Here is an 11,984-nt window from a genome sequence, read left to right on the forward strand (position 1 = left end):
TGCGCGTTTCAGTGATAGATCGTCAGGTCGGCCCACAGAGCCTTGCCGCCTCGAGCGATCGCCTCGCGCCCCAATTTTTCCGCCCATTCAGAATCGCCGCCAAACTCAGCACGCCAGGACCACAAACGACGAGTGGCAAAGTGCAGTGTGTGCTCGTAAGTGAATCCGATCGCGCCATGCACTTGGTGCGCAATACCTGCTACTACGCTGGCGGCTTGACCGCACACGACCTTGGCGATCATCGCCTGGCGCTCCCAATTGGGACTCTCCATCGCGTCACAGGCCGTAGCAACGGCCATGCGTGCAGCCACCACATGATTGGCCATCAAACTCAGCTGTTGCTGAATCGCCTGAAATTTCCCGATAGGCTTTCCAAACTGCACCCGGTCACTCGCATACTGCACGCTTTGATTCAAAATGCGCTCTAGCACGCCTGATATCTGAATGGACGTCAACAAAGCACCAAGCAGCTTTGGATCGCCCCCATATCCTCTGCACTGTGCGACAACTGGAGTCCCCTCGAACACCAGTGTGTCGCGAGGTTCTGCGGCGGCGTTCGTCGCCTGTTCGACCTGTACGCCTTCGGAGGGCAACAGCAGCCATACTGGGGAATCGTCGCTCTCATTGCGCACAGCAACCAGCACGTGTTTGATACAACGTCCCCATGGGGCCGAGACTTTGCCCGTAAAGTACCCTGCTCCATGTGACGCGAATTCCACTTCGCCTTTTGGCAAGGCAAGACACATGGCCCCACGCGGCACAGCAATACCCAGTTGACTCAGGATCCAGCCCGCAAGGACCGTTTCAACAAAAGCCACGGGCGTTAAGTTCTTGCTTGCTGCCAGCAATACGGGTAATGCTTCGCTCCATGAAGCAGACGCGCCTTCGTCGCTCTCGGTAACCAACACACGCGTGAGTCCACTATCTTCAAGCTGAGCCCAGAGTTCCGTCGACCATTGACCGGACTCCATGAGCTCGATTTGAGCGACAGTCACTTCGTTTGCAAAAATTCGACCGGCACTTTCTGCCAGCATGATTTCCAGCTCACTCATTTCAGTCCCAACCCTTTTGCGACGATTCCTCGCAGAATTTCACGCGTTCCTCCGCGGATCGAATAGCAAACGGAATATTGCGTCCAGAACGTCTGCGCGCGCTGGAACGAATCGCCGGCTTGCCGCAGTTCTTCGCCAAACAGCTTGTGTGCCAACTGTGGAATGCTCTGCTCGTGCACACCGCCCAGGTCTTTCACTATCGACGTGGCCAGACGCGGGTCTTCTCCACACGTGAGCATTTGACCAATGCCGCGCGACATAGCACGCAGATTGCTTAGTTCCGCCAGGGCTAAGCCCAATTCCACGGCTTGCAACCGATCGTTTTCATCGGCGCGGTCCAGCATCTCCGACAACAGAGGAAGGCTGCTTAGATAGCGATCGGGGCCGCTGCGCTCGAAGACCAGTTCAGTAGTGACCTGCTTCCACCCCTCACCTTCTTGACCGATCAGATGGGTATCCGGTACGAAGACATCGTCAAAAATTACCTCGGCAAAGCCATCGCCTCCCACCATGTTCCGAATCGGGCGGACGGTAATATTGGGTGATTTCATATCCACCACGAACTGAGACAAGCCAGCGTGTTTACTCGGCAAGCCTTGTGCGGTGCGTACCAGTGCGCTCATATAGTGAGTCTTATGCGCATGAGACGTCCAAACTTTGCTTCCATTGATGACCCACCCCCCAGACACGCGCTCAGCACGCGTACGGATAGAAGCCAGATCGGAGCCCGAATCAGGCTCGCTCAGGCCAATGCAGAAATAGATCTCGCCTTTAGCTATGCGCGGCACAATAGCGTCGCACAGCTCAGGTGTTCCATAGCGCATGAGCAACGGACCACACTGTCGTTCGGCCACCCAATGTGCGGACAGAGGAGCGCCTACGGCTAGTAGCTCCTCTAACACCACGAAGCGCTCCAACATCGGGCGATCACGCCCACCATACTGCTTGGGCCAAGTCATTCCCAACCAACCCGCTTCCCCTAATTTTCGGGTGAACTCAGGACAGAACTCATTCCAATACCAAGCCGAACGCGAATCTCTTGGTCCTAGGTTTTCGGCCAGAAATTGCCGTATTTCACGTCGGACTTGTTCTTGTGCCGGCGTACTGCTGGCGGGTTTGATGGCAATCTGTGGTGCTATATCCATAGAGCTTCTTTTATGTGAAAAATGCGGCCGATTCGGCTCATCGACCATTTCAGTATTCTCTAGGCTCCACTTTGCCGCCACCCCCTTATTCCGCAACATGGAATATCGGTCAGCATCGAACCGAAGTGAGGATGCATATCAACGCCGGCCACCCGATCCACCGCACCCGAACATATTGCTCAGGCGTTTTGTCAACATGCTGACACCGAAAGCTCTGAGCTTGCACTGTCATGTATTGCACAGTTCGGAATACAGAAATTGTGATTGGCCGATATAGCGTTAATACTTTGTCTCTTACGCCATCAACGGTGAGAAACCAAGAATAGTTTTCTCTCGTGGAAGATATCGCACACCGCGGGCAACCGGGTATCGCCGCCGACATCGGCACCGAATGAGTCGCCACGTCACCAGAAGAGGACAATGACTGCCATGGGGCCACTCGCTAACCTGAAAATCATAGAGCTTGCCGGCATTGGCCCGACGCCAATGGCCGGCACGGTGCTGGCCGGCATGGGCGCAACCGTCCTGCGCGTCGACCGCACAGTCGTGGCCGATCTGGGCACGCCCAAAGGCGACATCCAGTATCAGCTACTTCGACGCAGTCGCGACAACATCCAGCTCGATCTGAAAAACCCAAAAGCAGTCGAACTGGTACTACGCTTGGTAAAAAGCGCCGACGTCTTGATCGAGGGCTTTCGGCCTGGGGTAACCGAGCGACTGGGATTGGGGCCAGACGTATGTCTGCAACGCAACCCTCGCCTGGTGTATGGGCGCATGACCGGCTGGGGCCAGGACGGCCCGCTCGCCCAGTCCGCCGGTCATGACATCAACTACATCTCCATTGGTGGCGTGCTCGATGCCATCGGACGAGCGGGACAGCCGCCGACAGTGCCACTCGCCCTGATGGGTGACATGGCTGGCGGTGCGATGTTCATGGTTGCCGGTGTGCTGGCCGCAGTGCACGAATCGTACAGCTCAGGCCTGGGCCAGGTGGTAGACGCGTGCATCGTTGAAGGTGCCATCAACCTCTCAACGTCCTTTTATGGAGCAATAGCCAGTGGCAGATGGTCGTTAGAACGCGGCACTAACATTCTGGATTCGGGCGCACCGTTCTACGACGTCTACCAGTGCCAAGACGACAAATGGATATCCATCGGGCCGATCGAGAAACGCTTCCATAACGAACTACTGCAACGCCTGGGCTTCGAGCCCCAAGAGTTCGGCCATCACATGGATCGAAGTAACTGGCCCCGTCTGCGCGAGGTTTTCGCGGCGACGTTCAAGACTCAACCCCGAGACGCATGGTGCGCGCTACTAGAAGGCACCGATGCCTGCTTCGCGCCGGTACTAAACATGTGCGAGGCACCGCAACACCCTCAACTAAAAGCCCGCGGCTCCTTCATTGAAATCGATGGCATAGTACAGCCGACGCCCGCCCCTCGCTTTTCACGTACTCCCAACCCGATCCCGCGCGTACCGGAAGTAGCAACACCGGACAACTTCGTCAGTGCGTTGGCGAAATGGCTACCTGAAGCCGAGATCAAAGATTGGCTCGCCGCCCTACTGAACAGTGATAGCGATCACCCCGAGCATCCCCTTTAACGCTGAAACTGGGCCGTATCGAAAATTAAATGAGACTCAAGGATGAGCGGGAATATGTTTGGCAGGTCGTTCGCCATGTCGTGATGAGAACCGCAATAGATACCCATCCGGGTCTTGAACAATAAATTGGCGAACACCCAGTTCCGTTGAATCCGCGCGATACCACTTAACCTCGGGTTCAAGAAAAAGTGCCCAGTCTGCACGCCGGAGATCGTCGACGATCGGATCAATGTCGCTCACGGTTATTTGAAGATTGACACCCCTGCCAAACGGTCGTTCCATCGGACCCGTGACCCAGTTTCTTATGATTCCTTGTTCCTCTAGCATCACCTGCGCGCCCGCTCGATCTAGATAAGTAAACCCCTCGTCCAATCTGCTATAGGCAACTGAAAAACCACACAGGCCCACCCAAAACCGAAGGCTCTGCGACAGGTTGGTAACGAGTAATTCGGGGACGACGGTTGCCCAACGCGGTTCCATGGTTTTCATTATTTGCATGTTGATTAGGGGGAGTGCGTTTCGGATCATACCCACCTGCAGTTGCGAACAAGACGAGACTGCAAAAGTAGAATAAAGTTGGTCACAGCGGCCAATTCGTGGGCAGCCTTATCTCACTCGATCATCACAGAACTGCGACGCGCAGTGGGACAAAAGTCACCAGAAATGAAAAGTGACCTGCCCCCGGACTTAGTACGGTTTCTAGATAGAGTCCAGGGTTAATAATTTTCGTTGTGTGTGGGCCTGAGCAAACTGCTCGGGTGTTAAATATCCAAGTGCGCTATGTGGCCTGTCGGTGTTGTACTCGACGCGCCAGTCCTCGATCAAGGATTGGCTTGGCGCAACGACATGAACCAGTGCTCGTTCAAGCATTCATCACGGAATTTCCCGTTGAAACTTTCAATGTACCTGCATCGGCCTCTTTGAGCACGCCAAGAATTTGTTCTTCCGTAAATCGCTTCTTCATTGCCGTTCTTTAAGAACGGACTCTACATCGATTTCGTACTAATCATGGGGAGCAGGTCAGGCAGACTCAGGCGGGGCGTGAAAGCCTCTTCGTTGACGCAAAGCAGGTACAAGTCGCGGTGCTATAGTGAAGATCAATCTAAATGTCCCGCCTCACCTTCAGAGCGCACTTAAAGGAAGCTACTGTGAGCAGCGAAAATCTCTCCAAAATATATAGAGACTACATCGCATGCCTGAATGAGCAAGCGTGGCCAGAGCTAGAACAATTTGTCCATGAAGACCTGCATTACAACAATCAACCCATTGGACTCTCAGGCTACAAAGCTCTGTTGGAAAATGACTACGTCCAAATCCCCGATCTCCATTTCAATGTTCAGCTACTGGTTGCGGACTCAGGCACTGTTGCCGCACGTTTAAATTTCGATTGCTCGCCAAAAGGTACATTTCTTGAACTGCCCATCAACGGGAAGAAGGTTCAATTCTCTGAGAATGTCTTTTATGAGTTTCTAGACGGGAAGATTCGAAACGTATGGTCGGTGTTAGACAAAGTAGCCATCGAGGCGCAGCTGTAAAAGGAACATGCCTGCTTCCGAAAACACAGGCAGTCAAGTTCCCAAAGGAAGAAGAGGCAGCTCGAGCGCCCAGAAAAAACCCCGCACATGGCGAGGCTCATAAATTCGGCTGACAACTCGACAGTCTGCGGGATTTATTATGATTCGGGCTAGACGCTTTGGCAACGAGTCTAGACTAAATAGTTGCTGCGCTTGCCATGTGCCGCTCTGGCATTGGCAAATACCCCATCTGAAACGATAGCTGCTTAGTCGCAAACTCCAGCCGGAAGCGATCTGCGACAAATAAGACGGAGAGATAGCGAGCGACTTCGCAAGTGATGCGGCGGTCCCGCGCGGGCTTTTCGTTAGGTAAGTTTTCAGATCCATGACCCAGTTCCGTTTTTACCAAACCGTATGGTCAAGTGTTTACTAATTTAGTGTCTTATAAACTTTGCCCATGAACATCCAAGATATTCGAAAGGCCAACCTCCGTGCGTGGACACAAATCCATGGCGTCCCAGCAAAGGAGAAAAGTTATTTTTCTCAAATTCTGTCGGGGACTGCGGCTATTGGGGAACGCGCGGCTCGACGCCTTGAACTTGGCTATCGAATGGGTTTTCCGCCTGCGGATACCACCTTGAAGAATTTGAGGTCCGTAGTCTCTACTTTTCTGAGGAGGCGGGCTTTTCAGACAATATTCTCGGCGATCACGCCCCGTTTGCGCTACTGTCGGCTAGAAATGCAAAGTACTTCGTCGAACTCGTTGGAACTATCGAGAAGTCCGCACGATTCGAGTTATTTAAGTTCCTCAACGTATCGTTATCCCAACTGGGAGAACAGAAGAGGACCAACGATTCAGCACATAGATCTAGAACCATAGACCGCCTCCGGGCGGTTTTCTTTTGCCTACCGAGTTGATGTGCCGCCAACTCCAACATCGACCGTGCCGTACATCTCCACGCTCCCCTCCGTCTGTCCTGCCTCATTCTTATGTGCGCATCCTGTCAAGCCCACAATCAGCAGTGCGACGGCAACAAAGCGGGGAAGGTTCTCAGAAATCATGCGGGCCCCCTCAAGCTGTTTTGAACCCCCATTCTATGCCACCCGCCCCACTCTAGAGTACGGCCAACGTCAGCCAGGCGCGTCACCCAGCGCAAGGGCCGGCGCCTCCTAGCGGTTTTCTTTTGGGCTATTGGGAGGGCTAATTTGTTAGCGCCGGTGTAATACCGAAGCGTGACGTCGCACTATTCTGCGGCCGAGATCGGCAAGTGGATCGAGTATGCAGACAAGATTGCAGCGACCACAACGCATACACCCGCATTGACGATGCTGAAGCGGCGGATTGCGTAGATGAAGTCACGCAAAAGGAAAAGGGAGTTAGTGACTAATATCACTAACTCCCTCGGTATTGCTGGTCGGGACGGCGGGATTCGAACTCGCGACCCCTTGCACCCCATGCAAGTGCGCTACCAGGCTGCGCTACGCCCCGAAAGAAAAAGAGTATATCAGAACTAAAAAAGGCCTGCATCGAAATGCAGGCCTTTTTGAAAGGGGAACGCGAAATTTTTTACGATGCGTTGCCGCCTGATTGTGCAGCCGTATTGCCCTGCCCCGCGCTGCCCGACGACTGCGTGTTCAGCGCCTCGGCGAGCATCGCGGAGATGTTGCTCAACTCGTTGCGCAAGGACTGAATCTCCGCGCCGCTCAGGCGTACGGCGGCGTCTTGATCATGCACGGTATCGCGTGAGTCGCCGAGACGATTGCGCGCGCCGCTGATCGTGAAGCCTTGCTCGTAGAGCAAGGAACGAATACGGCGGATCAGCAGGACTTCGTGGTGCTGATAGTAGCGACGATTACCACGGCGCTTGACCGGGCTCAGCTGCGTGAATTCCTGTTCCCAATAGCGAAGCACGTGTGGCTTGACGAGACAAAGATCGCTGACCTCACCAATGGTGAAGTAACGTTTGGCGGGAATGGGCGGCAGCGCAACGGAGGGTTCGGGACGAGTCATAGGGGGATTTTATGCCGTGATAGACGATAAGCCGATAACAATTGCCGACAAAGCGTATCACTCCGCGTGAGGATTCGCAGTCGCCGGCTCTACTTGTTCGACCACACTTTTCAATTTTTGGCTGGCATGAAACGTGACGACACGCCGTGCCGCGATGGGTATGGTCTCGCCTGTCTTGGGGTTGCGCCCGGGACGGGGGGGCTTGTTGCGCACCTGAAAATTGCCAAAGCCCGAGAGCTTGACAGCGTCGCCGCGCGCCAGGGCATCGCGGATTTCTTCGAAGAAAGTATCGACGATGTCTTTGGCTTCGCGTTTATTCAGCCCCACTCGCTCGAACAATAACTCAGCGAGTTCGGCTTTCGTCAGCGTACGTGCCTCGGCAAGCATAGCGGTCCTCATGGTTCAAGTACGTTGGCGTGCGCCGTGGGCGCTGACCAGGGCCTGAGTGATTCGGGCCAAACAATCGGCAACGCGGGCTTCGTCCAGCGTGACTTCAGTGTCCTGCAGCCAGAAACGGAACGCGAGGCTTTTTTCGGTGACGGGCCGGCCATGCTGAGGCTTGTCCCGCCATACGTCGAATAACTGCGCGTCCTTTATTACAGCCAATGTAGCATCTGCAGCGATTGTTGCGGTCACTGTATCCAATATGGCCTGCGCGTTGACCGGCAAATCGACCCACAGCGCCAGGTCGCGAACCACGACGGGTTGACGCGACAGCTCGCGTACCTGGGGCAGTTGACCCTGTGACAGGGCGTCGACCTCGAGCTCGAAAACCACGGGCGCGTGCGGCAGATCGGCTTGTTGCGCCCAACGCGGGTGCAGTTCACCGATCCAGCCGACCGGCTGGCCATCGAGGTCAATACGCGCGCTGCGGCCCGGATGCATCGCGGGATGTTCTGCCGCCTCGAAACGCAGTCCACTGGCACGGGCGCCGAACAACGCCAGTACATCCATTTTGACGTCGTAAAAGTCAACCTGGCGTATCGGCGTGCCCCACTGCTCTTCGACGGAGGGCCCCCAGGCAGCACCGGCCAAACGCAATGGCTGGCGGACACCGGCGACCGCGAGCGGGCCGTCTTGCTGGGCCGCATCGCGCAGGAACACGCGACCCAGTTCGAAGACGCGGACGCGCGATTGCTTGCGGTTGGCGTTGTAGTGGATGTTGGCCACCAAGCCGGCGATCAAGCTCGAACGCATGACCGACAGATGGCTCGCGATCGGGTTGAGCAGGCGCACGGGATTGTCATTACCAGCGTAATCACGTTCCCAGTCGGCCTCGACAAAGCTGTAGTTGACGACCTCTTGGTAGTCTTGGGCTGCGGCGAGACGGCGCAAGGTATGCGGGCCACGGCGATCTTCGGGTTGCGAGAACATCTCGGCGCGCGCCATGGGCGGCACACTGGGCAGACGCTCGAAACCGTAGATACGGGCGACTTCTTCGATCAGGTCTTCTTCGATCTCGATATCGAAACGATAGGAAGGCGGCTCGACCGTGAAGTCATCGCCCTCGACCTGGAACGACAGACCCAGGCTCGAGAAGATCTGTGCGACCTCGGTTTGCGTCACGTCGACACCCAGCACACGGTGGCAACGCGACAGGCGCATGCGCACGGGTTCGCGACGCGGCAGATTGACGATCTGGTCATCGACGGGGCCGGCTTGGCCGCCGCAGATATCGATGATCAGGCGCGAGATGAATTCCAGGTGCTCGGGAATGCTGGCGTAGTCGACGCCGCGCTCGAAGCGATGGCTGGCTTCGGAGCTGAATTTGTAGCGACGTGCGCGACCGGCGATGGCCTCGGGCCACCAGAACGCCGCCTCGACATAAATATTGGTGGTGTCTAGCGTCACGGAGGTGGCTTCGCCCCCCATGATGCCGGCCAGGCTTTCGACTTGATCGCCCGCGACCACCACGCCGACCTTGGGGCTCAGCTCTACGGTCTGGCCGTTGAGCAGCGTCAGGCTTTCGCCGTCGCGTGCCCAGCGTACATCGACGTCGCCGCCAATCTTGTCCAGATCGAACACGTGGGACGGGCGTCCCAATTCGAGCATGACGTAGTTGGAGATATCAACGAGCGCCGATACCGACCGCTGGCCTGCCCGTTCGAGGCGGTTTTTCATCCAAGCGGGCGTGGCGGCGCGTGCGTTGACGCCACGGATCACACGACCCGCGAAACGGCCGCACAGGTCGGGTGCGGAGACATTGACCGGCAGGCGATCCTGCAGCGACACGGGTACGGCAACGGCGGTGGGCACCGACAAGGGCGCGCCCGTCAGGGCTGCGACCTCGCGCGCCACGCCAAGAATCGACAGGCAATCGGCGCGGTTAGGCGTGAGCTTGAGGGTAAACAGCGTGTCGTCCAGATCGAGCGCTTCGCGCAACGACTGACCCGGGGCCAGGCTGCCGGGCAGCTCGAGCAGACCGGCGTGATCTTGGGACAGGCCCAATTCGCGCGCGGAACACAGCATGCCCGCCGAAGGCACGCCACGCATTTTAGCGACGCCAATTTGCATGCCACCGGGCAGTTCGGCACCAACACGGGCCAACGGTACAGTCAAGCCCTGCGCCGCATTGGGAGCACCGCAAACGATTTGCAGCAGTTCACCGGAACCATCATCAACCTGGCAAACACGCAGTTTGTCGGCATCGGGATGCGGCTCGATCGACACAATATGGGCCACGACCACGCCCGTGAAGGGCGGCGCGGCCGGCGCGGTTTCTTCGACTTCCAGGCCAGCCATCGTGAGGCGATGAGCCAGTTCGTCGGTTGTGATCTCGGGATTAACCAGGGCACGTAGCCAAGACTCAGGAAATTGCATGATCAGCCGTCGGTTATTCGTTGAACTGGCGCAAAAAGCGCAGGTCGCCTTCGTAGAACTGGCGCAAGTCGTTGACGCCGTAGCGCAACATCGTCAGGCGCTCGAGGCCGGAGCCGAACGCAAAGCCAATGTAACGCTCGGGGTCCAACCCGAAGTTGCGCACGACTTGCGGGTGCACTTGGCCCGAACCAGAGATCTCGAGCCAGCGTCCGCGATTGGGACCCGACGTGAACATCATGTCGATCTCGGCGGAGGGCTCGGTGAATGGGAAAAACGAGGGGCGGAATCGCACGACCAGATCGTCGCTTTCGAAGAAGCGGCGCAGGAAATCGGTATAGACGCCTTTCAGGTCGGCAAAGGAGATGTCCTCGGCGATCCAGAGCCCCTCGACCTGATGAAACATCGGTGAATGGGTGGCATCGCTATCCACGCGATAGGTGCGTCCCGGGGCAATGACTTTGATAGGCGGCTTGTGCATGCGGGCATAGCGCACCTGCATGGGGCTGGTGTGCGTGCGCAGCAGCAGCGGCAAGCCATCGCCGTCTTGCATGTCGACGTAGAACGTGTCCTGCATGGACCGCGCCGGATGATCCAGGGGATTGTTCAGCGCGGTGAAATTGGTCCAGTCGTTTTCGATTTCGGGACCGTCGGCCACGTCAAAACCGATAGAGCGGAAGATTTCCTCGACGCGTTCCCAACTGCGAGCCACGGGGTGAATGCCGCCCATGCCACGACCACGGCCCGGCAAGGTGACATCGATGGTTTCGGCAGCCAGGCGAGCATTGAGCTCTGCCTGCACCAGCTCGGCGCGGCGCTGGTTCAGCAGCGCTTCGATCTGCTGTTTGGCCTGGTTGATGCGCGCGCCCATGACGCGTTTCTGTTCGGGTTCGAGCTTGCCCAATCCCTTGAGCAGCATGGTCAGTGCGCCCTCTTTGCCTAGAAAGCGCGCTTTGGCATTTTCCAGGGCGGCAGCATCCGTTGCCGCAGCGAATCGTTCTCGGGCCTGGGAAACCAGGTCGTCAGCCAATAGAGTCATGGAACATAACCTAAAAAAAACCCCACACTGTGCCTGGCGGCTTGCTGCCCCCTTTGGGGGGTGTTTTGTCGAGGGCGATCATCCCCGACAAAATACAAACGGGGCCGATAAGCCCCGTTTGCAGCGATGCACGATACGATCAGCGCACGTTAGGCAGACAATGCTGCCCTGGCCTGCTGCACAATGGCGGCAAAACCAGCCTTGTCGCGCACGGCCAGATCGGCCAGGACCTTGCGGTCGAGTTCGATCGAAGCCTTTTTCAGACCAGCGATGAACACGCTGTAGCTCATACCCTGTTCACGCACAGCGGCGTTGATACGGGTGATCCACAGGGCACGGAACGTGCGCTTCTTGTTGCGACGGTCGCGATAGGCATATTGGCCTGCACGCATGACCGCCTGCTTGGCGATACGGAAAACATTACCGCGGCGGCCACGGTAACCCTTGGCGGCGGCAATGACTTTTTTGTGACGAGCACGGGCTGTAACACCACGTTTAACGCGAGGCATAGTGGATCTCCTTTATCAAGCGAAAGGCATCATGGCCTTGACGGAGGCCACATTGGTTTCATGGACCGCAGTCGAACCGCGCAGTTGACGCTTGTTCTTCGTGGTTTTCTTGGTCAGGATGTGGCGCTTGAAAGCATGGCCACGCTTGATGGATCCGCTGCCGCGAACCTGAAAGCGCTTTGCGGCGCTTTTCTTGGTTTTCATCTTGGGCATGATGATTCCTACGTTTGTTAATTTATATGGATACACAGGTGCCTGACGCACTGGCTGGCATTCCGCCCCGCCGGCACAACAA

The 11,984-nt window shown here is 56.8% G+C and carries 11 protein-coding genes, 1 tRNA gene and 1 pseudogene; 2 read left to right on the plus strand and 11 right to left on the minus strand.

Going from position 1 to position 11,984, the window contains the following annotated elements; all coding sequences use genetic code 11:
- Positions 1-8: 8 nt before the first annotated feature.
- Both ACNAZS_RS04670 and ACNAZS_RS04675 read right to left on the minus strand, forming a co-directional pair.
- Positions 9-1,052 carry an acyl-CoA dehydrogenase family protein gene (locus ACNAZS_RS04670; protein WP_415786622.1) on the minus strand — a complete coding sequence of 348 codons (1,044 nt, stop codon included), beginning with the start codon at positions 1,050-1,052 and terminating at the stop codon, positions 9-11.
- Positions 1,049-2,197 (minus strand): acyl-CoA dehydrogenase family protein, encoded by a 1,149-nt coding sequence (locus ACNAZS_RS04675; protein ID WP_415786624.1) that lies wholly within the window; start codon positions 2,195-2,197, stop codon positions 1,049-1,051. The genes ACNAZS_RS04670 and ACNAZS_RS04675 overlap by 4 nt, the downstream gene beginning before the upstream one ends.
- A 429-nt stretch (positions 2,198-2,626) precedes the next feature.
- Between ACNAZS_RS04675 and ACNAZS_RS04680 the strand changes: the two genes are divergently transcribed.
- A complete protein-coding gene (locus ACNAZS_RS04680; protein WP_415786626.1) occupies positions 2,627-3,799 on the plus strand; it encodes a CaiB/BaiF CoA transferase family protein in 1,173 nt (390 codons plus the stop codon).
- A 36-nt stretch (positions 3,800-3,835) separates the two neighbouring features.
- On the opposite strand, the gene ACNAZS_RS04685 is transcribed toward ACNAZS_RS04680, so the two are convergent.
- The gene (locus ACNAZS_RS04685) at positions 3,836-4,288 is read right to left on the minus strand and encodes a bleomycin resistance protein (protein WP_415786628.1); all 453 of its coding nucleotides are present in this window, start codon (positions 4,286-4,288) and stop codon (positions 3,836-3,838) included.
- A gap of 210 nt (positions 4,289-4,498) precedes the next feature.
- A pseudogene (locus ACNAZS_RS04690) lies at positions 4,499-4,704 on the minus strand (integrase core domain-containing protein); the annotation flags it as partial.
- A gap of 201 nt (positions 4,705-4,905) precedes the next feature.
- Between ACNAZS_RS04690 and ACNAZS_RS04695 the strand changes: the two are divergent.
- The gene (locus tag ACNAZS_RS04695) at positions 4,906-5,334 is read left to right on the plus strand and encodes an ester cyclase (RefSeq protein ID WP_415786630.1); all 429 of its coding nucleotides are present in this window, start codon (positions 4,906-4,908) and stop codon (positions 5,332-5,334) included.
- Positions 5,335-6,725: 1,391 nt separating this feature from the next.
- On the opposite strand, the gene ACNAZS_RS04700 is transcribed toward ACNAZS_RS04695, so the two are convergent.
- The 7 genes from ACNAZS_RS04700 to rpmI form a co-directional block, all read right to left on the minus strand.
- Positions 6,726-6,802, minus strand: a tRNA-Pro gene (locus ACNAZS_RS04700).
- 78 nt (positions 6,803-6,880) lie between these two features.
- Positions 6,881-7,324: a MerR family transcriptional regulator gene (locus ACNAZS_RS04705; RefSeq protein WP_415786632.1), complete on the minus strand. Its 444-nt coding sequence runs from the start codon at positions 7,322-7,324 to the stop codon at positions 6,881-6,883.
- Positions 7,325-7,381: 57 nt separating this feature from the next.
- Entirely contained in the window at positions 7,382-7,723 is a 342-nt protein-coding gene (locus ACNAZS_RS04710; RefSeq protein ID WP_415786634.1) for an integration host factor subunit alpha, read from the minus strand.
- A 3-nt stretch (positions 7,724-7,726) separates the two neighbouring features.
- Positions 7,727-10,144, minus strand: a complete 2,418-nt coding sequence (gene pheT, locus ACNAZS_RS04715; RefSeq protein WP_415786636.1) for a phenylalanine--tRNA ligase subunit beta — start codon at positions 10,142-10,144, stop codon at positions 7,727-7,729.
- Between the two features lie 13 nt (positions 10,145-10,157).
- On the minus strand, positions 10,158-11,180 hold the full coding sequence (pheS, locus tag ACNAZS_RS04720) for a phenylalanine--tRNA ligase subunit alpha (RefSeq protein ID WP_415786638.1): 1,023 nt from the start codon (positions 11,178-11,180) through the stop codon (positions 10,158-10,160).
- Between the two features lie 149 nt (positions 11,181-11,329).
- On the minus strand, positions 11,330-11,689 hold the full coding sequence (gene rplT / locus ACNAZS_RS04725; protein ID WP_415786640.1) for a 50S ribosomal protein L20: 360 nt from the start codon (positions 11,687-11,689) through the stop codon (positions 11,330-11,332).
- Positions 11,690-11,704: 15 nt separating this feature from the next.
- Positions 11,705-11,902, minus strand: a complete 198-nt coding sequence (rpmI, locus tag ACNAZS_RS04730; protein WP_415786642.1) for a 50S ribosomal protein L35 — start codon at positions 11,900-11,902, stop codon at positions 11,705-11,707.
- Positions 11,903-11,984: the final 82 nt, after the last annotated feature.

The organism is Bordetella tumulicola (assembly GCF_965138755.1).
Classification (GTDB): Bacteria; Pseudomonadota; Gammaproteobacteria; order Burkholderiales; family Burkholderiaceae_B; genus Bordetella_A; species Bordetella_A tumulicola.